The sequence below is a fragment of the Pseudomonas sp. MWU16-30316 genome (genome assembly GCF_020515645.1).
In the GTDB taxonomy this organism is placed as follows: Bacteria; Pseudomonadota; Gammaproteobacteria; order Pseudomonadales; family Pseudomonadaceae; genus Aquipseudomonas; species Aquipseudomonas cerasi.
Window position 1 is genome coordinate 100325 of record NZ_JAIZAZ010000009.1, and the last position, 26249, is coordinate 126573.

At 57.3% G+C, this 26249-nt stretch carries 23 protein-coding genes; 14 read left to right on the top strand and 9 right to left on the bottom strand.

The window, feature by feature from the left end; translation table 11 throughout:
* Window positions 1-80 precede the first annotated feature (80 nt).
* The 3 genes from LCH65_RS23480 to LCH65_RS23490 all read right to left on the bottom strand — a co-directional run bounded on the left by LCH65_RS23480 (window position 81) and on the right by LCH65_RS23490 (window position 4547).
* A complete protein-coding gene (locus tag LCH65_RS23480) occupies window positions 81-884 on the bottom strand; it encodes a type III effector (RefSeq protein WP_058416301.1) in 804 nt (267 codons plus the stop codon).
* Window positions 885-1049: 165 nt separating this feature from the next.
* Window positions 1050-2333, bottom strand: coding sequence for a cellulase family glycosylhydrolase (locus LCH65_RS26350; protein ID WP_342030487.1), 1284 nt, complete (start codon window positions 2331-2333; stop codon window positions 1050-1052).
* A 108-nt stretch (window positions 2334-2441) separates the two neighbouring features.
* A complete protein-coding gene (locus tag LCH65_RS23490) occupies window positions 2442-4547 on the bottom strand; it encodes an NUDIX domain-containing protein (protein WP_226439842.1) in 2106 nt (701 codons plus the stop codon).
* A 706-nt stretch (window positions 4548-5253) separates the two neighbouring features.
* On the opposite strand from LCH65_RS23490, the gene LCH65_RS23495 reads away from it, so the two are divergent.
* The 10 genes from LCH65_RS23495 (at window position 5254) to LCH65_RS23540 (ending at window position 13153) form a co-directional block, all read left to right on the top strand.
* Window positions 5254-6267, top strand: a complete 1014-nt coding sequence (locus tag LCH65_RS23495) for a LacI family DNA-binding transcriptional regulator (protein WP_226439843.1) — start codon at window positions 5254-5256, stop codon at window positions 6265-6267.
* Between the two features lie 258 nt (window positions 6268-6525).
* On the top strand, window positions 6526-7470 hold the full coding sequence (locus tag LCH65_RS23500) for a substrate-binding domain-containing protein (protein WP_003371225.1): 945 nt from the start codon (window positions 6526-6528) through the stop codon (window positions 7468-7470).
* A 10-nt stretch (window positions 7471-7480) separates the two neighbouring features.
* Window positions 7481-8257, top strand: a complete 777-nt coding sequence (locus LCH65_RS23505) for an ATP-binding cassette domain-containing protein (protein ID WP_226439844.1) — start codon at window positions 7481-7483, stop codon at window positions 8255-8257.
* 14 nt (window positions 8258-8271) lie between these two features.
* A complete protein-coding gene (locus LCH65_RS23510) occupies window positions 8272-9291 on the top strand; it encodes an ABC transporter permease (protein WP_003371220.1) in 1020 nt (339 codons plus the stop codon).
* Window positions 9288-10403: a phosphotriesterase-related protein gene (locus LCH65_RS23515; protein ID WP_044310429.1), complete on the top strand. Its 1116-nt coding sequence runs from the start codon at window positions 9288-9290 to the stop codon at window positions 10401-10403. Before LCH65_RS23510 ends, LCH65_RS23515 begins: the two co-directional genes overlap by 4 nt.
* Window positions 10400-11155 carry a glutamine amidotransferase gene (locus LCH65_RS23520; protein ID WP_003430764.1) on the top strand — a complete coding sequence of 252 codons (756 nt, stop codon included), beginning with the start codon at window positions 10400-10402 and terminating at the stop codon, window positions 11153-11155. Before LCH65_RS23515 ends, LCH65_RS23520 begins: the two co-directional genes overlap by 4 nt.
* Before the next feature lie 12 nt (window positions 11156-11167).
* Window positions 11168-12298: a M20 family metallopeptidase gene (locus tag LCH65_RS23525; protein ID WP_058416298.1), complete on the top strand. Its 1131-nt coding sequence runs from the start codon at window positions 11168-11170 to the stop codon at window positions 12296-12298.
* A gap of 187 nt (window positions 12299-12485) precedes the next feature.
* On the top strand, window positions 12486-12701 hold the full coding sequence (locus tag LCH65_RS23530) for a hypothetical protein (protein ID WP_003371213.1): 216 nt from the start codon (window positions 12486-12488) through the stop codon (window positions 12699-12701).
* 64 nt (window positions 12702-12765) lie between these two features.
* Window positions 12766-12957 (top strand): hypothetical protein, encoded by a 192-nt coding sequence (locus LCH65_RS23535; protein WP_003430765.1) that lies wholly within the window; start codon window positions 12766-12768, stop codon window positions 12955-12957.
* Between the two features lie 4 nt (window positions 12958-12961).
* Complete coding sequence (locus LCH65_RS23540; protein ID WP_096120350.1) at window positions 12962-13153, top strand: hypothetical protein; 192 nt, start codon at window positions 12962-12964, stop codon at window positions 13151-13153.
* 22 nt (window positions 13154-13175) lie between these two features.
* Here LCH65_RS23540 and LCH65_RS23545 read toward each other — a convergent pair whose 3' ends face one another.
* Window positions 13176-14789 (bottom strand): hybrid sensor histidine kinase/response regulator, encoded by a 1614-nt coding sequence (locus LCH65_RS23545; RefSeq protein ID WP_003371205.1) that lies wholly within the window; start codon window positions 14787-14789, stop codon window positions 13176-13178.
* Between the two features lie 249 nt (window positions 14790-15038).
* Here LCH65_RS23545 and LCH65_RS23550 point away from each other — a divergent pair, with 249 nt between their 5' ends.
* Entirely contained in the window at window positions 15039-15662 is a 624-nt protein-coding gene (locus LCH65_RS23550; RefSeq protein ID WP_003430766.1) for a response regulator transcription factor, read from the top strand.
* A 15-nt stretch (window positions 15663-15677) separates the two neighbouring features.
* Here LCH65_RS23550 and LCH65_RS23555 read toward each other — a convergent pair whose 3' ends face one another.
* Genes LCH65_RS23555 through LCH65_RS23565 form a run of 3 tightly spaced genes read right to left on the bottom strand, consistent with a single transcriptional unit; the run spans window position 15678 to window position 20442 of the window.
* Window positions 15678-17039: a TolC family protein gene (locus tag LCH65_RS23555; protein WP_003371202.1), complete on the bottom strand. Its 1362-nt coding sequence runs from the start codon at window positions 17037-17039 to the stop codon at window positions 15678-15680.
* On the bottom strand, window positions 17039-19189 hold the full coding sequence (locus LCH65_RS23560) for a peptidase domain-containing ABC transporter (RefSeq protein WP_096128616.1): 2151 nt from the start codon (window positions 19187-19189) through the stop codon (window positions 17039-17041). The genes LCH65_RS23555 and LCH65_RS23560 overlap by 1 nt, the downstream gene beginning before the upstream one ends.
* Entirely contained in the window at window positions 19186-20442 is a 1257-nt protein-coding gene (locus tag LCH65_RS23565; RefSeq protein WP_226439845.1) for an HlyD family efflux transporter periplasmic adaptor subunit, read from the bottom strand. Before LCH65_RS23565 ends, LCH65_RS23560 begins: the two co-directional genes overlap by 4 nt.
* Before the next feature lie 357 nt (window positions 20443-20799).
* On the opposite strand from LCH65_RS23565, the gene LCH65_RS23570 reads away from it, so the two are divergent.
* The 3 genes from LCH65_RS23570 to LCH65_RS23580 all read left to right on the top strand — a co-directional run bounded on the left by LCH65_RS23570 (window position 20800) and on the right by LCH65_RS23580 (window position 23771).
* Window positions 20800-21024 carry a hypothetical protein gene (locus tag LCH65_RS23570; protein ID WP_024662187.1) on the top strand — a complete coding sequence of 75 codons (225 nt, stop codon included), beginning with the start codon at window positions 20800-20802 and terminating at the stop codon, window positions 21022-21024.
* Window positions 21025-21422: 398 nt separating this feature from the next.
* Window positions 21423-23039 carry a hybrid sensor histidine kinase/response regulator gene (locus LCH65_RS23575; protein ID WP_226439860.1) on the top strand — a complete coding sequence of 539 codons (1617 nt, stop codon included), beginning with the start codon at window positions 21423-21425 and terminating at the stop codon, window positions 23037-23039.
* A 225-nt stretch (window positions 23040-23264) separates the two neighbouring features.
* On the top strand, window positions 23265-23771 hold the full coding sequence (locus tag LCH65_RS23580) for a hypothetical protein (RefSeq protein WP_003371192.1): 507 nt from the start codon (window positions 23265-23267) through the stop codon (window positions 23769-23771).
* 56 nt (window positions 23772-23827) lie between these two features.
* Here LCH65_RS23580 and LCH65_RS23585 read toward each other — a convergent pair whose 3' ends face one another.
* Both LCH65_RS23585 and LCH65_RS23590 read right to left on the bottom strand, forming a co-directional pair.
* Window positions 23828-24328 (bottom strand): hypothetical protein, encoded by a 501-nt coding sequence (locus LCH65_RS23585; RefSeq protein ID WP_024662189.1) that lies wholly within the window; start codon window positions 24326-24328, stop codon window positions 23828-23830.
* Between the two features lie 284 nt (window positions 24329-24612).
* On the bottom strand, window positions 24613-25881 hold the full coding sequence (locus tag LCH65_RS23590; RefSeq protein WP_226439861.1) for an outer membrane protein transport protein: 1269 nt from the start codon (window positions 25879-25881) through the stop codon (window positions 24613-24615).
* Window positions 25882-26249: the final 368 nt, after the last annotated feature.

Below are 26249 nucleotides of genomic sequence, written 5' to 3' on the forward strand. Positions count from 1 at the left end.
CCGTGCAGCCAGCGTTTCTTTCGACACTCACATTTCACTGTAGAAACCCCGGGCGCACGGCAGCGCTCAGAAAAACAGCCTTATCGGGCCCACGATGGTGTCAGCAAAGCCTGATGGCCAGCGCTGGACCTGGATGACCCTGAAGCCCCGTCAGAGAATGAGACCAACTGGAAAAAAGGCTCTGCCTCCAGGTTCCTGTGCTGATTGGAAGTCCCTGATCTGTTGCTTTTATGCTCATTGCGGTAAGACGCATAGCTCCAGTGCCCAGGGGAGACATCGGAGTCCGGGCGATGGCTGCTCTGCCTCACACCGGCGGCGCTCAACTCCTGTTCGATACTGCTGATCATCCCCCTCATTTTGCCCATGTACTCTGGGCTGTAGGTGTTATCTGCACGGTCAGGCTTGGCGTAGATTGTGAACTGAGCGCCCAGCGCCACACGCTGCTTTGCCGCCGGCATCTCTGCCTGCAGGCACTTCATGTCAGTCACTTTCCACGAGTCCACCGGGCTGTCGCTCGCCTGCAGTATTTTGCCTATCGCATTGAATGCGTTCGGTACATCCTCAGGCGCCACGCTGAGGTGGATCTTGTCTCCGGCAAACTCCCCCTTGCAGTTCGGCTCCAGGCGATCCATATGGATGAACACTTCAGACCCCGTCATCTTGAAATGATTGGCGGCAGTCCAGCCACCGTGATTTTCGCCCAGCGCGCTTTGCGCGACGTCATAAGTGGGGGCACGGTGATTAACGGCAAAACGTGTCTGTGTGTTGGCACGCACTTCGCTCTGATTCAAATGGCGCAATTCTGCACCTGCATCCTTCTTCACAGTCGGCTGGGCAATTGCCGTATTGAGTTTTAAATTGAAGGCGGGTCTGTTGATAGGCATAGCTTTTATACCTGCTACTTATCGGTCATGAAAAAAGGGGGTTGCGCAGATAGCGCAGCCTCTGCGCAACCTCTCCAACTCGCCGCTCTGCACTGGTCGTTGACGACCTCGCAGATAGCTGCCCGCTGAGTGGTCAACAGGCACATCAGGTTCCATGAAACAGGATCAGGAAAACTGATCGCCTTTCGAGAAACCGACATCGTGTTTGATCTTGCCGTTCTCGAACTGGTCCATCCATGGCAGCACATCGGCACCGGCCGCTTTCAGGGCGCCCATGTTGTCTTTCACGGCCTGATTGGCGCCGTCGCGCTGTTCGAAGTTACCGCCTCCGGTCCAGTTGGCGTTGCCGACTTCACCGATTTGCGGCTTGAAGCCCGCGCTCGTAAGCGCCTTGATCTCCGATGACAGACGCGAGGAGGCATCGGCACCGCTGGCGTACTCATGGATGCTGCCGATCAGGCCAGGGTTATTGCTGCCGTTGGCGGCTTTCAACTGATCAGCGTATTTGACCAGTCCGCTTTCCCCGCCGGCTGTCAGACCACCACCCCAATTGCTGTCCTCCACCACGATGTCGCCTTTGTAACCTGCGTCGCGGGCGGATTTGATCAGCGTGCTCTGCATATCGGCCCAATCTTGAGTGGCACTCTTGCCGCCCTCATTGAACGTATCGAGTACAAAACTCGGATGGTTTCCAAGGGCAGATACCACGTTTTTGACATCGTCGGCGGCTTGTCGGAGCTTGTCGCCGGACAAGACGTTGCCACCACCGCCATTGGCGTTGTCACGAAACGTAAACTGAATCCTGACCCCTTGTTTGTCGCCGGCATCGACCATCGCCTTGAGCTTGGCCATTTGCGCCGGGTCATTGATCTGGTCATGGGTCATCTGGATGCGAAGTGTTTCCCCTCCGGCATTTTTCACATCTTCGACCATTTTTTGCGCTGCCTCAGGAGACGCAATTCGGTCAGGAACCGTATTCGCGCCGCCATGAGAACCCAAGCCAGTGTTATTGAACGGTTGGGCTTGATTTGACTGCTCAGACAGTCCTGAGTCTGGCGTCGAACTGACAGCGCCGCCGGTAGAAGCAGAAGCTCGACCTGGCCCGGACGAAGCAGGGGACGGGTTGTCGGAAGGGTTATTTGCAGAAGAGTTACTTGCGGAAGAATCACCGAGCAAGCGTTTCAGCAGCGCCTGAATCAGCGTCGTCAACGCCTCGATCAAGTCACTTTGATCGCCCCCTCCTGCTCGTCCATTCCCGGCGGTGGCGGTTGTCGGCGCGCCATTCCCCCAACTCACCGTGTTCGGCGCGCGCCGGGTACTTTCCGGAGCAAGAAAGTGCACGGCATTGCTCGACGATTTACCTGAATAGTCCGGACTCAGAGCTTGGTTGCCCGATGAAACAGGGGACCACCCCGGGCTGTTGTTGCTTACAGAGGTATTCATACTCATTTCATTACTCCTTTTTGTGGAGGTAACGCGTTTGGGTGAACGGGTTTTTGTGCAGGGCTTCAGAAATCCTCTTTATCGTCTGTCAGCGCTCAAGCAGATGAAGATTCATTAAAAGGGGCCCTTTAGATAAGCCCGCTCTGCGTCTCGCAAGATGGCAATATCCACGGCGTTGGGTAGCAGTCTTTTGGCCTCGGTAATGTTTGCCAGCTTGACGCTTTGAGATTCAAAGCCCATATCGGACGGTGTTCCATCGATCCGTTTGGCAAGGTAATAACGAGTTCGGGATGTTGTTCGGTCGTAGTCACCGATGAAGCCATGGAACTTCACCAGAAGCCCCGTCTCTTCGTAGACTTCCTTGAGTGCATTGGTCCTCAAGTTCAAACCGGCTTCCTGCTTTCCCTTGGGAAAAGCGTGCGTTGCGCCGAACGGGTGATTGGTCGGCTCGGTGATCCACACCCTGCCGTCGGGCTCAAAAATGATCGCTCCACTGGCGGGAGCAAGGTGCTGGGAACGCTTAAATTCCGGCTCTGTGAAGTTGACCACCCGGGTCGTAAATCGGCGCCAGCCATCCATTGTGTTGGGGGGCGTAAATGATCTGAACGGCAGGTTGTTCATGCTGCCACGGACAGCGCTGTGGGGTACAAAAACGGCTGTGGCGTATCGATCACGCCACGTATCCAAAGCGCTGGGAAACGTGGGATTTTTAACAGTGACAACATTGCCACGCTCGTTCTTTTGGCGATGAATATAAGGAAGCGTCTGCTTCATATCGACCAGCCACTTCTTCCGACTGATCAGTCTTTTACCGAGCTCAATGCGTTCGCTGTGATTGCCAGGACCATGCTCTGCGCAAAGTGCGGCAATACGCGCATCCGGTATTTTTTCTATCGCTGCAATACCCTCGCGGATGTCATTACGCTCGATGTTCCGAAAGACACGACTGGACGAATTGTCTTCACGAGACAGCATCGTGACCAGTTCCATGGGCGTGGTACCGAACTGATTACCCTTGTGCTCCCCTTGGGCGCGGAAGACCAGCGCGCCGCCAAGGTCGATGCGCACAGGTTTGTTACGGTGATTGAAGATGACATTGTCCCCCGTCAGACCGATGACATCCCAATTCGCCAGCCAGGCATCCACAGCAAAGCCGCACTTCAACTGGCTATTTTTTGCCAGCGTATCGAGGTCTTTGGGGTTCCCTACGATCAGTTTTGAAATCAGTGCGGGCTTGCCTTTGCGGGACGCCAGCTCTATGTCAGGAACATCGATTCCTGCGGCACGGTACAGCCTGGAGGCAAGCACCTCGTTTCGAAGCCTATTGGCAGACGGGTTGGTTTTCACATACCACTTAACGCCATTGGGCGCTTGAAACAATCCACCTGGATTAGAGCCCTTGGCGCCAGAGAGTTGTTTCCATTTGTCAGTCTCGACGAGAGCGAATTCACCTCCCCTCTTGGACCGTCCTAAAACCGTCATGTCGACGACAATGAACTCACCGCTCCGGCGAGCCTGCGTAATTTCGTACCGGTTGGTGATATCCAGAATGACTTCATGTTCACTCTTGCTGGCCACCGATAACGGCAACCGGCTCTCACTGAGTGTCACCCCCTTCGCACCACTGTGGTTGAGCGCGGGAACGGCAGGCATCGCTTTCAGTACAAAAAGAACCGGTGTTTCTTTTTTCCTGTTCGCGTTCACCAGCGCAAAGCCTTGCGAAACGGCTGACACTGTCGAGGCACTGGCCACCCCGGTCGCGGTGTAAACGCCTTTAACCACGCGCAGGCCGTGAATAAGACCATGGGCTATTTCACGACTGCGGTAACCCTTGGAGGTATTCAGTAACAGCGACGCAGTCTCATCATCCAGAGATATCCCCCGATAAAGCACTTTAGGGTGATCCGACTCGGCCAACTCAATGGAGTAGCGCGGTATGGCGGCCCTCAGGTCGGCAAATTCTTCTTCGGTTGTTTCAGAGGCCGTGTACTTCTGCAGCAGTTGCATGAACTCTTTGCCGTCTATCGAATCCAGTACGCTGTCCTGCCGCCCCGCCAAACGACACTCTTCGACAGTATTGAATTGCTCCACTGGAACCCCCTTGCCTCGCCCTCGCGAAACAAAGTTGGGCACTTTATTACTGGCAGGCCCCAGTGCTGAGGTACTTTGAGCGTTTGAAAACCCAAGGTGACTGAAATTGTGTTTTACGGGATTTATCATTAAGCCCTCCTGAACGTTCGTCTTGCGGCACGCGATGAACATTCGTCCCTGGAGTTACAGGCATCAGGACCGTTATCAGACTTGAATGCCATCAACCGATACTCACAAGGCAAATAGCCACTTTTCGGGTTGATCCACTCATGGATAACGCCTGCTGATAATGAAGAGACCCGAGAAAGCAGCCAGTCGCTATCACCGAGAGAATATTGAAAATAAGCAGAGCTTATAATTGGCTGAATGGCATTCATCGCAAACACTCATCGCCCGCATTTACTGGAAAATTGAGTAAATGAGTGTCGCAGTGTGCTGTGCGGTTCCATTAAGCAAACAAGAGGGACTTCTTCAATGGAGAACCATCACTGTAAGTGATCGACATTCGTGGCGAATGTCTTAAAGCCAATGCAATGAATACCTAAGCTACTTGCGTGATCGTAGTGTGTGAAGTGATCAGACATAAGTCATACGACAACATATACATAATGCGCCATATTCAGTGACCCACTAAAAGCTCCAGACCGCACACATTTGCCCGAGCAGAGCGTGTCGCCAACGTGCAAAAGGTTAACGAGATCTGGCCGACCAACGCCCCACATGGATTTTTTCGACGTCACCCGCAGAGAAAATCGTCGGGCTGTTCGGGCACGCATGAGAAGATACCGGCACCTCACGTCAATGCTTCGTTTTTCAGGTATAAAATCCGACCGCCATGACCAGACCCGTAACACTTCAGGATGTCGCCAACCATGCCGGCCTTTCCAAAGCTGCGGTGTCGCGCTACCTGAATCGAAGTATCAGCCTGCCGCCGGAGACCGCGAAACGTATCGACACGGCGATCAAGGCGCTGGACTACCGGGGCAACAGTCTGGCCCGACGCCTGAGCAAAGGCGGCAGTGAGACCATCGGTCTGGTGCTGCCGGACATCGCCAACCCGTTTTTTGCCGAGCTGGCAGACGCGGCCGAGGAAGAGGCGTCCGCCAACGGGTATAACCTGGTGCTGTGTGTCACCCGCAACCTGCTTGAACGTGAAAGCACCTTTGTGCGCTGGCTGGATTCACGTAACGTCGATGGCTTGCTACTGGTCAGCAACCGTCCGGACGACGGCACGCTGGCCAGTCAGTTGGCGAGCTACCGCAATATCATTCTGCTCGACGAAGACGTTCCCGGCACCTCGCAGCCCAAAGTGTTCGCCGACAACCATCAGGGCGGTCGCCTGGCGACTGACTATCTGATCCGCCATGGCCATCGACGCATCGCTCATGTGTCCGGGCCGTCAGCCTTGATGAGTGCCCGCGAGCGCTATGCCGGCTACCGGGAAGCGCTGGCGCTGGCGGGCATCGCAGAGGTGCCGGAATACCTGTGCTTCGGGGATTACAGCCGTGAGTTCGGGCGTATCGCAACCGCTCAGTTGCTCACCCTGCCCCACCCTCCGGAGGCGATTTTCGCCGCCAGTGACTTCATCGCTCTGGGCGTACTCGATGTCCTGCGTGAGCGCAATATCAGCGTGCCCGGCGCCATGTCGCTGGTGGGTTTCGACGACGCCGTCTACGCCAGCCTGCTGACCCCGCCGCTGTGTACCATCCGCCAGTCCTCCAGAGAGCTTGGCCGTCTCGGTGTGGCGCAACTGCTGCAGCGCATGGCGGGCGGCGACTGTACACAGGACGTCGTGCGCGTACCCGTAGAGTTGATCTGCCGGGGCACGGTAGCAAAGCGCAGTGACTGATTGCGGGGCAACCAGTAACACCCGGCCTTAAATCGGTGCACTGCCATCGGCATCCTGAAAAGCCGATGATTGCGGAAAACTGTGGCGCATCAAGGACGTACGGTGACTGGCCAGGATCGTGAAAAAAATGGCACACAATCTGCTTTCTCCAGTTCTCAAACCTGAAGACAAAGCTCATTTGTCTTTTTTTTGAAACGACTGGTAAACCGGTTTACCGATCTGATTTGCCGCACCGGCAAACAGACTAGGAGGATGGCAATGCTGCGTTTTAGCAAGCGTTTCACCCTGACCCTCGGCGCTGTTCTGGCCTTGGCGTTGTCACCCATCATTCAGGCCCAGACCGGCAAACGTCTGGCTCTGGTACAGGTCAACCAGCAGGCGCTGTATTTCACCCAGATTACCCAGGGCGCACAGGCTGCGGCGAAAGCTGCCGGAGCAGAGCTGGTGGTGTTCAACGCCAACGACAATCCGTCAGCCCAGAACGACGCCATCGAGGCCTATATTCAGGACAAGGTCGACGCCATTCTGGTCTGCGCCATCGACGTCAACGGTATCAAACCTGCGGTCACCGCAGCTGCGCAGGCGGGAATCCCGGTGGTGGCAATCGACGCTGTGATTAATGGCGACAATGCCGTACAGGTCGGTGTGGATAACCGCGAGGCAGCCCGACAGATCGGCCAGTACACCGGCGAATACATCAACCGCGAACTGGCGGGCAAGGCCAGCATCGGCGTGGTCGGAGCCCTCGGCTCTTATGTACAGAATCTGCGTCTGGACGGTTTCCGCGAGGGCCTGGCAAAGACCGCCAGCCAGGCGAAGATCGTCAATACCGTCGACGGTAACAATGTGCAGGACACCGCCCAGGCGGCGGCGGAAAACCTGCTGACCGCCAACCCTGATCTGCAGATCATTTATGCCACTGGCGAACCCGCCCTGATTGGCTCGGTTGCCGCGAGCATGTCGCAAGGTGCGGGCGAGCGGGTCAGGATTTTCGGGTGGGACCTGTCCTCTCAGGCAGTGCAGGGTCTGGATGACGGCTCTGTCGCGGTGGTGGTGCAACAGAACACGCAGGCCATGGGCAAGACGGCGGTGGAGTCGGCACTGGCGCTGTTGTCCGGAAAAACCGTGGCTCGCGAACAGAGTATTCCCGTCACGCTGGTGACCAAAGCCAACCTGGCAGCCTATCGCGCCGAATTCAAATAAGGGGCTCAGCATGCAGACGCCTGGCGAAGTGCCTCGGGTACAGATGAGTGCCATCACTAAACACTATGGCTCGATAGCCTCGTTACGCGGTGTCGATCTGCTGTTGCAGCCCGGTGAAGTGCTGGGGCTGGTGGGCGACAACGGCGCAGGCAAATCCACGCTGACCAAGATTCTGTCAGGTGCGGAGCTCCCCACCAGCGGACGAATCGCCATCGATGGCGAGGAAGTCAGTTTCACCGGTCCGGCAGATGCACAGCGCTGCCATATCCAGATGGTGTATCAGGACCTGTCGCTGTGTGACACCGTCGATGTGGCCGGAAACCTCTTCATGGGCCGCGAACCGATGCGCCGCGTGCTCGGCGTGCCGTTGCTCGATGAGACGCGCATGCACCGCGAAGCACGGCAGATTCTTGAAGCATTGGGCATCACCATTCCGGATACCCGCGCGCAGGTACGACACCTTTCCGGTGGCCAGCGCCAGGCCGTTGCGATTGCCCGCGCGGCCGCCTTCGGGCCTAAGGTTCTGATCATGGACGAGCCCACCGCTGCCCTCGCGGTAGCCGAAGTCGAAGCGGTGCTGGAGTTGATTCGTACCATCAGCCGCCAAGGCGTCAGCGTGATTCTGATCACCCACAGGTTGCAGGACCTGTTTCTGGTCTGTGACCGCCTCATGGTGATGTATGACGGCGCCAATCTGGCCGAGCGAAGGATCGCCGACACCGACCTCAACGAGGTCGTCGAACTCATCGTCGGGCACAAATTCACTGCCCGCTCCGCTAGCGCCTGAAAGGATATGACGCCATGAAAACGCTCGATCTCACGCGCCAACGCATTCTGCCGCAGTCGCTGTTCAAGCGCCTGCTGCACGACTTTCCCGGCGTGGTCAGCATCGGCCTGTTTTTCGCCCTGTGCTTTGTGCTGTTCGCGCTGGTGACCGATAACTTTTTAAGCGGTGCCAACCTGCTCAACGTTATCCGGCAAAACGCGCCGTTACTGATTGTCGCGGTGGCGATGACGCTGGTGGTCACCACCGGCGGCATCGACCTGTCCGTTGGCTCGACCCTGGCGCTGGTCGGTGCGCTGGCAGCCATGGCACTCAATGCCTGGCATTTGCCCTGGCCGCTGGTTCTGCTCGGCGGGCTTGCCGTCGGCGCGATGATCGGGGCGCTGAACGGCTACTTCATCGCCTACGCGGGCATCCCGGCCTTTATCGTCACCCTGGCCACCCTGACCATTATTCGTGGCTTGGCAATGCTGCTGACGCAAGGCTATTCGATCCCCGTTCCACGCGAGGAAGCAGCGTTTCTGGCCTTGGGTCGCGGCTGGTTTCTCGGCGTGCCGCTGACCGCCTGGCTGGCCTTGCTGGTCACACTGGGCGGGGTGTTGGTGCTCGGCAAAATGCGCTTTGGCCGCTACCTCACGGGTATCGGTGCCAACGCTGAAAGCGTGCGCCGTGCCGGGGTGAATCATCGCGGGGTGCTGCTGCGGGTCTACATGCTCAGTGGCATGGCGGCCGCCCTGGCCGGCATGATCGTCACGGCCAGGCTGGGCAGTGGCTCCTCGAATCAGGGCGAAGGTTTCGAACTGGAAGTGATTGCCGCCGTGGTCCTCGGCAGCACCAGCCTGTTCGGTGGCTTCGGCACGATTGTCGGCACACTGTTGGGGGTACTGACCATGGCAGCGATCAAGAACGGGCTGATTCTGGCCCACGTCTCACCGTTCTACACGCAAATCGCCACGGGCCTGATCGTACTATTGGCGATCTGGCTGAACACACGCATTCTACGTACCGGCCGCCCACTCGGGAGGGCTGGAGCATGAGCCTGTTTCGTCATCCTTCACCCCTTCCACTCGGCGTCGACAGCGGCCATGCCATGACGGTGCTGGGGCCAATGCCGGTCGAGCGCCTTGGCGTCACTTTGATGCACGAACACATTCTGCTCGACGCATCGGGCAAATGGGTCGCACCCAGTTGCTGCGGCGAACGGCACCTGGCCGAGCGCCCGGTGAGCATCGAACTGCTCGGCGAGCTGCACATGAACCCGCTGGTCAGCCGGGACAATTGTCAGTTGTTCGATGTCGACCTCGCGTGCGAAGAACTGCTGAAGTACCGGGCGCTGGGCGGGGAAACGGTGGTCGATCCGACCAATCTGGGCATCGGCCGCGACCCGCAGGCCTTGCAGCGGATTTCCCGTCTGACCGGCCTGAATATCATCATGGGTGCCGGTTTCTATCTGGAACCCTCGCACCCGCATTACGTGCACGAACGCTCGGTTGAACAACTGGCGGAGCAGATCATTCATGACGTGGGCGGCGGTGAAGAGAAGCCCGAGGTGATTGCCGGCCTGATCGGCGAGATTGGTGTTTCTGCCGCGTTCACGGCTGACGAAGAAAAATCACTGCGCGCCGCAGCCCGTGCAAGTGCTGCGACCGGCGTGCCGCTCTCGGTGCACCTGCCTGGCTGGGAGCGCCTCGGCCATCGGGTACTGGACATCGTTGAGGCTGAAGGCGCCGACCTGCGCCATACGGTGCTGTGCCACATGAACCCTAGCCACAGCGACCCTGCGTATCAGCATGCGCTGGCGGCACGCGGCGCGTTTCTGGAATACGACATGATCGGCATGGGTTACTACTTCGCCGACGAGCACGCGCAGTCGCCCAGCGATGAAGAAAACGCGCGGGCCATCGTCGCTCTGATCGAGCACGGCTTCGGCTCGCAGGTGCTGTTGTCTCAGGACGTCTTTCTGAAAACCATGCTGACCCGTTACGGCGGCCATGGTTATGGCTACCTGCTGAAACACTTTGTCCCGCGCCTGCGCCGCCATGGCGTTACCGGTGAACAACTCGAAAACCTTTTGATCGACAACCCGCGCCGGGTCTTCCAGCGCGGCTTCCAGGCTCCTTTTTCATCGCAGAGGAATGCAACGTCATGAAACAGTCCGTATTGCTGGCTGGCGAATCATGGGTCAGCACGTCAACCCACATCAAGGGCTTCGATCAGTTCGACAGCGTCACCGCGCACAATGGCGCACGGCGTTTGCTTGCGGCGATGGCAGACAGCGACTATCAGATCACGCAGATGTGCGCCGATCAGGCACAGACTGACTTTCCGGCCACGGTTGAAGCACTCAGTCAGTATCAGGCGGTGATCCTCTCCGACATCGGAGCCAATACCCTGCTGCTGCACCCGGACACCTGGCTGCGTGGCAAGCGTACGCCCAACCGCCTCAAAGCCCTTCGCGAATACGTCTTGCAGGGCGGTGCATTGATGATGGTCGGCGGCTACTTCAGCTTTCAAGGCATCAACGGCGGCGCGCGCTACCGCGGAACGCCTGTCGAGGAAGTGTTGCCTGTGCGCTGCCTGCCTTACGACGATCGTGTCGAAGTGCCGGAAGGCTTTCTGCCGCAGATCAACAGCGATCACCCGATACTGCAAGGCCTGGGCGGCGAATGGCCGTACCTGCTTGGCTACAACGAAGTTGAGTTGCATCCCGAAGCTCAATTGCTGGCCACCGTCGAAGGCTCTCGGCACCCGCTGCTTGCCGCGCGCGAAGTCGGTGCCGGACGCTCTCTGGCCTGGACCAGCGACCTTTCCGAACACTGGCTGCCGGAAGCTTTTCTCGACTGGGAAGGCTATCGCCGCTTCTGGATCAACAGCCTCGACTGGCTGACCCGCCGTACCTGACCGGAGGCTCCGATGCTCGATGACCCGATAGCCCTGACCCGTGCACTGTTAGCGTTCCAGACCCTCAACCCGCCGGGCGACGAGGAAGCGTGTGCGGCTTTTCTTGCCGAGCAGCTGAGCCGCCACGGTTTTGTCTGCGAGCTGCAGCGTTTCGGTGAGCGCCGTTTCAATCTGGTCGCCTGGCTTGAGGGCGACGGCCCCGGCAAACCGCTGGGGTTCACCGGCCACCTGGATACCGTACCGCTCGGCAATGCCACCTGGAGTCACTCGCCGTTTGCCGGTGAGATTGCCGACGGCCGGCTGTACGGGCGAGGATCCAGCGACATGAAAGCGGGCATTGCCGCCTTCATCGTGGCCTGCCAGCGCAGCCGTGATTCCATTCGACGCGGGCCCGGCGTTCGCCTGATACTCACCGGCGGAGAGGAAACCGGCTGTGACGGCGCCAAGGCACTGTGCAGTGACGCGCCCCACTTGCTCGGTGAACTGGGCGCACTGCTGATCGGAGAGCCGACGGCCAACTACCCGATACTCGGGCACAAAGGCGCGTTATGGCTGCGCTGCGCCAGCCATGGCCTGACGGCCCACGGCGCCATGCCGGAAGAAGGCGTGAACGCTATCTACCTGGCCGCCGAACACATTGGCCGCGCGCAGACCTTTGAAGTAGGCCCTGCACATCCACTCATGCGCAAGCCGACGCTGAACGTCGGCACCATCAGCGGCGGCCTGAACATCAACTCGGTGCCGGACTACGCAGCGTTCACCCTGGACCTGCGCACTGCACCGAATCTGGACCACGATGAAATTCGCGGACGGCTGGCGGCCCACCTGGGCAGCAGCGCGGAGTTGAGCACCCTGATTGATCTGCCTGGTATTTGTGCCAGCCCCGACGAGCCTTGGGTGCAACAGGTTTTTGCACGCTGCCAGGCCTTGCATGACGCTCCCCTGGAGGAAAAGGCAGTGCCCTACTTTACCGATGCTGCCGTGCTGCTCCCCGCCATCGGCTATCCGCCCACCCTTATTCTCGGCCCGGGGGAGCCCGCTATGGCGCACAAGGTCGATGAGTATTGTGAAGTCGACAAACTTCACCAATGCGTCGAGTTGTATGCCGGATTGATCGAAGACTGGACAGCCCTGCACGTGTGATGCGGAGCGTTGCGCAACTCTGCCAGTGCGTGCCGTTTAGCACACCTGCACTATTTGATTTAACTGCGCACTCGTTGAGTATTGTCGCTGCCTTTAGCGCGGAACAGGCTGTGTCTGAACAGCCTTGACGAGCATCGGCTTACTTACCCGTCAGGTAGTAACTGACTCCATAAAAAGGTAATGATCCATGAATAAAGAATTGATGATGCGCGAACTCAACGAGCAGGAAATGTCACAGATCAACGGTGGCATGAGCACCGGCGAAGGCGTTGCGGCCATTGGTGTGGTGGTGGCGGCTACCGCTCTGGCGCCTGCGACTGCGGTCGGTGCCGGAGTGATACTGGCCGGTGTAGCAGCTGTCAGCGCTTTTGATGCGTTCCAAAGCTACCAGATGGCGCAATAACACGTTTTGTCATGCTGCGTGAACACTGTGCTACAGGCACTTATGCAGTACTTAGGAGAACCCTATGACATCCGATCGTTATAAAGTATTTGGGAAAGCCGTCAATTCGTCATTACTGTTCTGGCTCACAGCGGTTTCTTTTCTGATCGCCGCCAGCCTGGACTTTCAATGGAGCTACATTGGATTCGCCGGCATGTTTGCAGCTGTCGCTGTTGGCGGCCTCAGTGAAAACGCTCATAGCGACCAGGAGAGTTGACATGATGTCCCGGCCCCTAGAAACCATTAACACTCATGAACTGACAGATGCCGAATTGCAGCGGGTGTCCGGTGGTGCTGATTTCACCATCATGCCGGTACCCGGTGTTGGCGTGATCAAGCCTGATCCGGTCTGCGTCTATCCATTCCCTGACGTGCCTCCACCGTCAGACATTCGTGGGCCATTCATTGGTTGATGCCCTGTGTGCCCTGGCCAGATCAGGGCACATTCACCCGCCTCTCGCGAACCGACAACAGGTTCAGGCGCAATTCCGATGGTCGCAGCGGCTTGGACAGTACGGACACTTCCGCGCCATGCAACGATTCAAGAACGACGTCCATCTCTCGCCCGGTGACGATGAGTGCCGGTACGTCCCAGCCTCGGGCAGCCCTTATGCTTTCGATGCAATCAAGGCCGTTGGCCGTCGTACCCAGATCATAATCGGCGACGATGATGTCGCAATTGGTAGTCAGGCCCTCGGCTGAAAGCGCGGTCTGGACTTCGCACCCCCATCGCTCCAACAATGCGGCGGTGGCCATCAGCACGTTGCGGTCGTCTTCCACCAGACAGATCCTGACGCCTTTTAGCAGGCTGTCGCCCAATGGTTTTCTGCGCACAGGCTGTACCGGAGCACTCACTTCTTCAAGTCCGTGAATGGTCACCGTGGTGCCGCGGTTGACCCGCGAATCGATAGTGATCTGTACTTCCAGAATCTGACTGAGTCGCTTGACGATGGACAACCCCAGCCCTACGCCTTCCACGTCCTTGTCGCGCACATGCCGGATGCGGTAAAACTCGTCGCAGACTTTGGGCAGATGCTCCGCCGCAATGCCACGCCCCTGATCGTGCACGCTGATCGACAAGCCACCGTTGCGGCGACGCACACCGATCAGCACCGGGTGCTCGGGGGCATATTTGAGTGCATTGGACAGAATGTTCTGCACCATCGTGGCAAGCAAGGTGGCATCGACTCTGACCCAGCGTCGACAAGGCCTGACTCTCAACTCCACGCCGGCCCATCGGGCAGCCGCCGTATTTTGCTGCACGATTTCATTGAGCATGTCGCCCAGATTGACCACGTCCGACTTGGCCGACACCTTGCCGCTGTCCAGCGTGTAGATATCCAGAATCGATCGAAACAACTGCGAAAGGTTGTGCAGGGAACGATCGATGTTGTCGACCAGTTGCCGCTCGTATTCGCCAAGCGGGCTGGCGCGCAGGCACGCAGTGAACATGCCGATGGAGTGAATGGGCTGGCGCAGATCATGGCTCGCCTGAGCGAGAAAACGCTCTTTTTCACGGTTGGCGACAGTCGCCTGCTCTGACGCCTGCCGAGCCCTTACCAACAAAATGTGAGCGTAGCCGGGCACCAGAATTGTGACAGCGATCAGCATCAGCACCACAAATGGTTGCGCCTGCCAGTAAGGCGTCAATTGATAGATGATCAATATCGCCAGCAGCGCGAGCGAGGCTGCAATCGCCAGATAACGCGAGCCGAAGCGCATACCGTTACCCAGGGTCACCCAGACCATCACACTGAAAATCGGCAGCGTTGCTTCACCACCCACGACCAGGCCGACGGAAATTGCGGTGTAGTCATGCACCATCCCGAAGACACGGCGCACCGGAAACACACCCGGGTAAGTGATGATGTGCTGGCGCAGAATCAGAGACACCACCAGAAAGGCGACGTAATAGAGAATGATCGGTTGATACTTCGCTACATCGAGCCCAGGCAGAAACCCCACCAGCGACACATAGATGATCGCGCAGGTTGCCACGATCAGCCTCAGCGTTGCCTGATCCCGTTCAGCGTTTTTCCGGTCGTCCATCAACGCACCTCGATTTACTGCGAACTCATACCGCTTGGGATCGTGCGCAGTACAGGCTTGTGGTGTGCCATCTTGCACGGCAACTTAATTACACTTCAGTCGCCACCATCATCTGATTGGCGTCCTGCAAACCGGCCTTTCCAGAGTGTCGCGGCAGCGCGTAAATAATGACTCTAATTTTGTATCACAGGCGATACATATTGTTGCTATCGAGTATGATAACCCGACTAAAAATTCGGAAGCAGAGGCATGGCGTGCAGAATCATAGTGGCTGACGACCACCCCTTATTTCGCGAAGGCATGTTGCGCACCATCGAACGTCTACTGCCAGAAGCACTCATTGAGCAAGCCGGCAATTTCAATGAAGTGCTGACGCTGGCGCGCTCCGGTGACGAAGTTGACACACTGATTCTCGACCTGCGCTTTCCCGGTCTGGAGTCGATGCACACCATCGCCGAACTGCGCAATGAGTTCCGACGCACCTCGATCATCGTGGTCTCGATGATCGATGATCCGGAGACCATCTCCCAAGTCATGTTGAACGGCGCTGATGGCTTTATCGGCAAGAACATCGACCCGCAGGAAATAACCGACTCCATCGTCGCTATCCGTCAGGGCGAAGTCGTCGTCAAGTACAAGTCTGAAGGATCAATTTTCAACGAATCGGCCGTTAATGCGCTAAGCCCTCTTACTGCCCGTCAGAAACAAGTACTTGGCCTGGTGGCTGCCGGTAAAACCAACAAGGAAATCGCCAAGGACCTGGGTATCTCGCCTTTCACTGTGCGTATACATGTTTCTAGCCTGCTCAAAGTGCTGGGCGTGTCCACCCGAGCGGCCGCCGCAGCGCAATTCTCCAGCCTGGCGATCAAGTAAGTGCTTGAAAAACGTTCAGTCGTCGATGTTCAGACTGCCAAGGTCAGATGCCAGTTGCAGCTTGGCGTTATGCCAGTTGACCAACGATTCCACACGTTTCTGAGTCGCTGAGGCCAGATCATTCTGCGAGCGCAGAAGCTCGAGAATACTGCCCACCCCGGCTTTGTAACGCCCTTGGGCAATTTCATAAGACTTGCTCGCACTCTCGACAAACAGACGACTGATGGCCAGTGCCCGGGTTCTGGATTCCAGCGCCTGCTGACTCTTCCAGACGCTCAACGCAATACTGTTTTCAACCTCATGCAACGCCTGTTCGCGAGCAGCGCTTTCGTAACTGGCAGCCTTCGCCCTGCGCCGATTGAGAAAGCCATCGAAAATCGGCACCGTGATTTGCACACCGATTGTCCAGGTGTCTATCTCCTGACGGGTGGAAACCTGCTCGATGGGCGTATCCTGGCGACTGTAGTTACTGAACAGCGAGATGGAGGGTCGGCTCTGAGCTTTCGCCTCATCAACTCTTGCCTGACTCGCCGCCCAGTCCGCACGGGCTTTTTCTATAGAGGGATGCAGCGCCCTGGCCTGCTCCATCAATGCATTGACGTCCCCCAGAAACGCTACGTCCTCACTGCCCGGCTCATCCAACGCAACCAGTTTGAGCGGGGCACCGGGTGATAACCCGAGCTGGCTGGCCAATTCGCCGCGCGCCGCTGCCAGGTCGCCTTCCGCCATCACTCGATCCAGCTGCGCTTCGGCAAAATCGGATTGTGCCTGCAGACGATCAGTCTGCTCACCGGCGCCAGCACGGTATTTCGCGTCAGCAGCTTTCAAGCTGTTGTCGGCAAGACGTTCTGCACTGACTTTGGCCTGCAACAGCGCGGTGTTGGCCTGCACCTGGTAAAAGACTCTGGCGGTGGCAAGCATCGACTTCTGCACTTCCTCAATGCGGCTGCTACTGGCGGCGTTCAATAATTGCCGGGCACTTTCGACTTTTGCGGCGCGAAGACCGAAGTCAAATAGCACCCAGCTCATGTTCACGCCGTAGATGCTGGTACTGGCGTTCAGCCTTGAATTGGCTTCGGAGAACCCCGGATAACGCGTGGTCTTACCGGCCCGGCCTTTTTGAAACTGCCCTTCCACGGTCGGGTAGTAGGCCGAATGCTCGGCGTCCATCTCCGCTTGACGCGCCAGCTCGGTCAGCCACGCTTCACGCAACTTGGGATCGGCACACAACGCGACAGACACCGCCGTCGCGAGGTTCAGGGTATCGGGAAGCCGACTGGAACCAGGGCACGCCGGTACGCGGTTATCCGCCATGCACAGCGACGCCAGCAATATACCGGCGACGCTCGACAAGGCCCATTTGCCGACACGGCGCATCACGGCTCGGAGCCCTGCGCTGAAGGCTCTCCGAGCACGGGGCCGTCGTAGGCAATTCGACCATTGGCCAGCGCCACGACCCGATCCGCCGATCGAATGGTTTCCGGTCGGTGGGCGACAATGATCCGGGTGATGTTCAGCGTCTCAAGCGCCTGATTGACCGCCGCTTCGCGAGTAATGTCCAGATGGCTGGTCGCTTCATCGAGAAACAGCAACTGCGGTCTTTTATAAAGCGCCCGGGCCAGCAATACCCGCTGCTTCTGACCGCCGGACAATACAGTCCCCATGTCACCCACCAGCGTGTTGTAGCCCATCGGCATCTGGGCGATGTCATCGTGGACAGCGGCCAGCCGTGCACACTGCTCAATCCATTGCTGGTCGGCACTGGTCTCGAAAAAGCTGATGTTGTCGCCAATCGACCCGGCGAACAGCACATCATCCTGAAGTACCGTGCCGGTCAGGCGCCGCAGCCTGCTGACATGATCAGGCCCGACCGGCTGTCCATCCAGCAGAACACTACCGGCGCTGGGTGCCAGGATGCCGAGCATGACGTTGAGCAAAGTGCTTTTGCCGCCACCCGACGGACCGACGATGGCGACCGACTCGCCAGCGCGAACATGGATCGACACACCATCCAGCACGTAAGGTTCGTACTCGGAATAGCGAAAGCGTACATCACGTACTTCAAGGCTGGGCACGTTCTCACTGCTGGCGTCATCCGACCCATCCAGTCCCGAAACCGGCTCGGCGTCCTGCAGCACAATGTCGGACAAGCGCTCACCATGCAGGCGCAGCATGATCACGTCGACGATCTTGTCGATCAGCGCGGCGACGCGGCCGTTGAACTGCTCTTTGTACGAGTTGAATGCAATCAGCATCCCGGCACTGAACTGCCCCTCCAGCACCAGCGTGGCGCCCAGCCAGATCACAATGATCGTCACCAGCCCGAACAGTACGCCGTTGAAGGTGCGATAAGCCAGTTGCAGTTTCTGGGGGTGCAAGCCGGCGTTGATTTCCTCCACCAGCAAGGCGCTCCAGGCGCTGCAACGCTGCTCAGGACGATTGAAAAGCTTGATGGTGCGCACGCCGCGCACGCTTTCCAGAAAGTGTGATTGTTGACGAGCCGCATGGACCAGCTGATTCTCGCTGGCACGCCGCAACGGCCCGAACCATGCCCAGCGCGCCAAGGCATAAATCACCATCGCCACCACGGCTACCAACGCCAGTTTAGGGCTGTAAGCGATCATCAGTCCCAGCGTAATGACCGTCATCAGCCCGTCGAGTATGGCTTCAATGAACGACGTGGTGACTGTCTGCTGGATCGACTTCAGAGAGCCGAAGCGCGAGACGATATCGCCAAGATGGCGGCGCTCGAAAAACGCTACTGGCAAACGCAGCAGATGAGTGAACACATTAATCTGCCACTGCGCACCGAGCATTGTACTCAGGTACATAAGCGCCCACCCACGGGCCAGCGCAACGGTATGCTGCACGATCAACAGAATGCCGAAGCCGATGGCCAGCACCGCCAGCAGATCCAGATCAGCGCTGACCAGCACCTTGTCGATCACGGTCTGCATGAAAAACGGGCTGAGAATAGTGCACAGCTCCAGCGCCAGTGCCAACAGCAGCACGTGGGTGAGCACCCGGCCAAACCCGTGCACTCGCCCCAGCAACTTGCGCAACGAAATCGGCGGCCGGGCAGCCACTGGCTGGAAATCACTCTCGGGCCACACCTCCAGCGCCACGCCGGTAAAGGCCGCCGACACCTCATCCAGAGACAGCTTGCACAGGCCACGCGCAGGATCGTGCAGCACCACGCCGTACGCCGTAACCTCCCTGAGCACCACGAAGTGATTAAAGTTCCAGTGCAGCACACAAGGCAGTTGCAGTTGACCCAGCGCACTCAGTTCAACGCGCAATGCCCGGCTGCCAAGCCCGAGTTGCGCGGCCATGCTGATCAGTTGCTTGAGGTTCACGCCTTTCATCGACGGCGAAAGGCGCTTACGCAGAGAAAAAAGGTCGCTGTGCTGTCCATGGTAACGGGCAATCATGGCCATGCACGCCAGACCGCATTCAGTGGCTTCGGTCTGCAACACCACCGGCAGTTTGGTTCCAACCCCGAAAGTGAACGCATTTTTGAGGTTCAAAGGCGTTTTCCTATTCCGCGCAAAGGCTCGAGCAGCCACTCATAGAGCGGCAGCTTTTCCTGCATGATGTCGGCGTCAAGCTGCATGCCGGAGCGCAAGCGCTCGCGTTTGCCCTGACCCTCGATGACTTGTGACGCCAGCGCGACCGTGACCCGATAGAAAGGGCCTTGCTCGCGCATCTGCTCGGAAACATTGCCCAGCGTCATGACTTCCTCAGCAGGCAATGCAGTACGTGAAATCGACGACACCCTGCCCGGCTGCAGGCCGAAGCGCTGATAGGGATAGGCTTGGTAACGCAACATCACGGTATCGCCGACGCGCACAAAGCCCACCGAGCGACTGGGCAGATACAACTCCGCGTGCAGCTTTGCATTGGCAGGCACGATGCTCAGCAGCGGCCGCGCACTGTCGACCCGTGAGCCGTTGGAGACCGCGATGGCGGTTGCCTCACCGGCCGTTGGTGCAGTAATCAGGACCTCCCGTTTGGTTTCACTTTCGACCAACTGGTCCTGATTCTCGGCCAGCCTGCGTTGCAGATCGGCCAGTTGCTTGCTGTGGTTGAACGGCAACTCGACCAGCTCCGCGCGCAGCCTGGTGCTTTCGGCGCGCACTGTCAGCAGCGAGCGATTCAGCTCTTCACCACGCAGGCGCATGTCCAGCACGGCGTCTTCTTTTTCCTGAAGCTGATCACGGGACACATAATCCTGGCGTTGCAGGTTGGCGTAGCGTTCGGCAATCCCTTTGGTTAACGCCAGCCGCTGACGCGCCAGGTCGATTTGCGCGAGTATTTTCTGCTGTTCGGTTTCCAACGCTTCGACTTGACGCTTTTTGCCTTCCAACTCCTGCTGATGCAGGGCCAGGGTCTTGTCGATCTCCTGAGTCAGGCTTTCCTGACGTCGTTTGATCGAGAGGCTGATCGCCCGTTGCGCACCGCCCGCTTCGCCGTTTTGCGTATCGCTGGACAACGCCATCAACACAGCGTCGGCATTCACCGGCTGCCCTTCGCTGATGCCCAGGTTGTTGACCACCCCGGCTTGCGGCGCATAAATCCTGATCAGACCTTTTTCAGGCAGCACCACACCGCTCGCCGCCGTACGTTTGGTGTATGTAGCGAAAGTCAGAAACAGCCCCATGCAGATGCAGAACAGTAGCGCGACGGCGGCTGCCAGGCGCATCGATACCGGGCTGATCAACAAGACCGTACCCAGCGTGCTGCGCTTCTGAGCGGCGAGCGCTTCAGGTCGAAAGAGCATAAATATGCATCGCGTCGATCATCAGGAATGCGCCATAAGAAACCACAGGGCTCGACAGTATTTAAAGAGAGGGGCGAATAGAAGCCGGACAGTTTCATATAGCCGTCACATGAGTAACGGGCAAACCCTTCACCGACCGACTGAACGTCACCGTATTTAAAGCGCGACGTATTAAAGCGTTGGCGACCGACCACCTCAATAGCACACATGAACTAGTCGCCAAAAGACAGCGGCACAGATAGCTCATGTGTACTATTGCTACTCGCGTCAGGGGATGATTTTAATAACGCTCTCTGCCGTAGGTCGCTGCTACGGAAGACTTGACTTTTCAATGACCCGCTTAGAGGAAATGACGCGATGACTCAAGCAATTAACCCAAAAAAAGCACACGAAACGCTTCATACCGGTCAGGCAGTTCGACTGTTGAACGAGGCAGAGCTGGACTGCGTGGGAGGCGGTATTGAGTTCAGTGCTTTTGGTTATACCTTCGCAGGCGGCGAGTCGTTTGCCCCCGGCTATAACTACGCCTCTATCACCAACTCGCGCGGTATTCCAATTTATTACACCACCTGGCAGAACTGATAAGGCCATCGCATGCAAGTGACAGGACCCGGACTGCCTCCGGGTTCCGTACTCACGAACATCTAAAGCCTGCGTTATACAGCGCGCCGACATTGCCAGGTTCTGGACGAAACGCCGGCGCGAAGGTCAGGCAAGGCAAAAGCAGTCGCGGAGCGGCCGAGGTCGCGTTCGACGCTACATGATGTAAAGAGCATGCTGACTGGACGCGCATCCCGCCCCGTTTCTTTAACGCAACGTCCTCAAGCGCACCCACTTTTCGTAAAGAGCCTGCCCCCTTTTCTTTTATATAATATCTGTGTACCGCCATCGACGCGCTGAACACATGACGTGCCTCTCAGCAGTACTGGACTGACCAGGAAAACGTGATGTCGATTCTCTCCCGATGCAGAGACCTGGAAATGATCCAGGCGTTGTTGCGCATGGCAGTGATTGCCACCTCTGCACTGTACGCATTGATCATGCACGCACTGGACGACATGTCCGGCAGCCGAATGTGGGTCATTCTCGGCTACTGCCTGGGCTTCGCCATCGTTGGTATCGGGCTTATCTGGCGTATTGCAGTACGGCCCGGCGTGTCTACCCGGCGCAGAATGTTCGCGCTGGTCGTCGATAACATGGCCGGGATCGTCACAATCACTGTGGGTGGCGAACCGATGCTGCCGGTTTACTCGGTAATGCTCAGCATGACGGTGGGGTATGGCATGCGTTACGGGCGCAATTACCTGTTGCTGGCGACCGGCTTTGCCTTGGCGTCTTTGTGCCTGATCATCCAGCTCACCCCTTTCCTTCAAGAGCATCCCGCCGTTGCGGTGATGATGATCCTGACCATGCTGGTGCTGCCGTCGTTCGTTTACTTCCTGCTCTCGCGATTGCACACCGCACTGAATGAAAACCAGGCGGCCAATGAGGCGAAATCAAGGTTTCTTGCCCAGGCCAGCCATGATCTGCGGCAACCGATTCACTCCATCAGCCTGTTTACTGCCTGTCTGCGCGACGCTTCATTGGGCACAGACGAGCGCCGCCTGGTCGATAACATCGACCGGGCACTCAGCGCTGTAGAACAGCTTTTCCGCTCTCTGCTGGATATCTATACCCTCAATCAGGGAGAAGTGAGTCCACGCCTCGAGACGATTGATGTGGACGCATTAATCAATGGCCTGGTCAGCCAGAACAGTGAGGCGGCCAGCTGGGCCGGTGTCGAAATCCGCGTGCGCCCGTGCCGGCAACAGATACGCAGCGACCCTGCGCTGCTTCGCACCCTGCTGCAAAACCTTATCTCGAACGCCTTTAAATATGCCCCCGGCAAACCCCTGCTTATTGCTTGCAGACCCCGCAAGGGGACGTTGGACATCGGCGTCTACGACATGGGCCGCGGTATTTCGGAAAAGCATCTACCTCATTTGTGCAACGAGTTTTATCGCGTCCGCGAAGAGCGTGATCAGGACATTGAAGGCGTAGGGCTTGGGCTAAGTATCGTCAAACGCATCGCCGGTCTGCTGAAGCTGCACATCCGGATTGGTTCGCGCCTGGATAAAGGCACTGCGGTTGTCATCAGCGGGCTACCGATTGTGGCGGCACGGCAAATCGCGCACGCTCCGGACATCGACTGGAACAAACACCTGTTGGGCGGTTTACGTGTTCTGCTGATCGAGGATAATTACAACGTGCTGCAGGCCACCGCGATGCTGCTGCGCAAATGGGGCTGCGACGTCCAGACCGCTTCCGCCACCCCTCAAGCGAGCGTCGATTGCGATCTGGTCGTTACCGACTTCGACCTCGACCGAAGCGCCACAGGCGCAGACTGCATTAGCTACCTCAGCCAACTGCATGGCCGCCGGATACCTGCAATCGTCATCACTGGCCACGAGATTCAGCATGTACAGCAATCGCTGAATGACCCACAGATACCGGTTCTGTCCAAACCGGTACGGCCTGCAGAGTTACGTTCACTGCTCCTGAGTTTCAAGATGGACTTGATGCAGACGACACGTCGCGCGTCTCTTACCGGGTCCTGAGCGCGACAGTCAGCCAACAGCGCACGTTAGTTTGATTACAACGGCGTTATAGTTCGCTAGTACACCTGTACTATAGTGAATACTTACGCCGTTAGCCTAAGCTAAGAAAGAAACGACTTCATTATATATAGACGCTGAAAAGCTTGTCACCGCAAGGCTTTTTCGCACGTTTCTGTCTGTCTATAAAAACCTTCAACAACTGATTTACCATCAGGGGCATTCGGCATGGGCAATTATTATTCACTGGCGCGGCTAAAAGGTTTAGCGGTTGCGATAACAGTCATGGCCGCTTTAACGGCCTGTTCGACGGGGGGCAGTAACCCTCTTGGCGGGCTGGATGCGTTGACGGGTGAGCCTAAGTTTGAGCCTGACTATATAAAAGCCAATATCATTCCCAAAAAATCGACCAAATCTCAAATCCGGGCGAAATTTGGTGCTCCTAATTCGGCGGAAGATGATGTCGGCGACAACTCCGCACAGTGGTCATACGAGCGTGGCGAATCAGGCGTGGCAATGCTGAAGAAAATGGCCTACAAGTACAGTTACAAGTACGGCGCCGGAACGTCGAACTCAGTATTGGCGCAGGCAGATGGTCACTTGGGAGATGCCGAAGATGTGATGGATGACGTCAGTACCGTCACAGGAACGAAGAGTACAGGTATGAAGAAGGTGATCAACAGGATAGTCATACTCTTCAACGGCGAGACGGTCGACCGGTTCTACACATACTGACCGCTCAGCAATAAGTGTGAAGCCGGTAATGCTGCGATTACCGGCGGTTCAGCCTGTCATTTTTGAAGCGTAAACTCGGCCTTGTCGAAAGACAGCCAGCAGGAATCGTTGTCGGTCCATTTTGACTCGCTGGTGCCGAGAACACCCTTCATCAGAATCTTGTCGCCTTTCTTTAATCCGCTGATCTTCTTCTTGTTCACCAGCAGGTCATCGCGGGTCAGCCCTTGACCGGTGCATTTGGGGTTCTTGGGGTCGGTGAAGATGATCGCAATCTGATTCTGACCGATGGCTGTTCCTGTCTTGGTAATGCGCTGCACAATGCCAGGGATGATCAGCGTGTTAGCGTCCCACTTTTCCTTGGCAGTGACCTCATTGGTTTCCCAGTCGTTCCAGATTTCCGTCAATGTCGTTTGCTTGGCAGTTGTCAGCCCCCGAAGATCCCCGCTCAGCAAATCTCCGGTCTGATCAAAGACCCCGTTTGTCACCGACATGGCCTGATCAAGCCCCGCGCATCCTGACAAGGCCAGAACTAACGGAAACAAGGCTGCACTTTTCATTCACATACTCCGCCGACTGATCGATGCAGGAGTTACCCACGCATCCATTATTTAAGTAACCACGACATGCACATCGCACGGGACTGTATCTACGACCTGAGGGCGTATCAATAGTACAGATGCGCTATACGGCGTACTGTTTTTGATCACAGAAACAAGCCATCAAATTTTTATGTCACCCCCGCAAAAACCTGGACCTTCCTCGAGCCGGTCCAGGCTGACTGACAGGCATTAGAACAACGCCCGGAAAATTTAACCGGGCGTTATGAGAGTCTCTTTCAGGATCAGAATCTATACGTCGCCCCAATACCGTATAAACTCGCACGGCTTTTGTACGTCGCACTGTAACTGCCCAGTGCATTGGCGCGACTGACATCGACACTTTCTTCCTGAAGATACGAATAGGCGACATCCAGGCTCAGTTGTGGCGTGACGTCATAACCCGCCCCTACGCTGAAGACCTCGCGATCCCCGGTCGGCGTACGGGGTGAACGCCCGGTATTACCGGTCGGCGACTGATCGATAATCACGCCCGCACGCAACACCCACTGCGGATCCAGCCGATACGCAGTACCGAGCGCGTAAGCCCATGTATCGTGCCAGTTCAGGCCTTCCTGAATGGAGCCGGTCAGTGCCGAAGCCAGCGTGCCGCCTTGCGCGGCCGAGACCGGTTGATTGCGCAGGCTCAAGTCCTGCATGCTGCTCCAGCCTGTCCAGGTCGCACTGGCGTAAAGTGTCCAGGCGCCACTAAGCGCCTGAGTCACTGAAAAATCGTAAGACTCCGGCGTGGCCACTTTCAACGTACAGTCGTAACGGTTGCTCGCAAGCAACTGCGGCGGCGTTCCTGCGCCGGTGGAAACTTGCGTGTGACAGCCCAGCTTGTAATCGACCTTGGAATGGTAGGTCAGGCCTACGCGGGTGGAGTCGGTTGCGTTGAATAACACGCCGACATTGAAGCCCACGGCCGTGTCATCACCTGAAACCTTGACACGGGTGTCAGCAATGGCCGGATTAAGCGTGATGTCTGATTCAAGCGTTCCGGCAATTCGATTGAACGTCGGACCGAAGCCAATCGACAGCCTGTTATTGAAGGCGTAGCTGATGGTGGGTTGTAACGTCACCACCTTGATCTCGCTTTTGCTGGCGAACATGCGCCCCTGAAAACTGCTTTCATAATCGGTGGACAAACCGAAGGGTGCGTAGAGCCCCAGGCCGAACGCCCAGTGCTCATCGATTTTCCGGGTGTAAAAACCGAACGGCACCGTGCTGAAGGGCACCATATTGCCATCATTACTCCCTTGTGAACGACCGGCGGCATGGCTGATGTCAGTGGATGCGTCCACGAACGCGGCCCCCATGGTGATTTGGCTGTTGTCCAGCCGCACCATACCTGCCGGATTACCGTACACCGTGCTGGCGTCCTCAGCCATCGATGCACGGCCAGCCTGACCGCTGCCCATACCGGCGATACTTTGCTCGGTACGGGCGAAGCCGCCAGCAAGAAGTTGAGTGGATGCCAATACAGCGGCAAGGCCAAGTGTAGTTTTCAACAGGGTCATTTTAATCTGCGGCCGTTGTGATTTATAAGCGTCCATGGCGAATTTGCAACTGTCAACGTTACCCGAGGCCACGCCGATTTCTAACGTTTCAATAAAACCGCGCGATGATAAGAGTCGCCGACACCTACTTCCATAGTACAGATGAGCTATTGAATAACTGCCTGCCTGTTGATCGGAACTTATATAATCAGTAACAGGCCGCCGCTAGTACATCCGTGCTATATCCACTGCACCCTCCCCTCCTGATACTCCCGTTGTTGGCAACCCGCCGAACGGAAACGCTTAAGCCCTCGGGGCTGGCAGCCACCATGGTGGCTTTTATGGAGTATCTGGAGTCGCTATGAACCCCTTATTCAGAATAT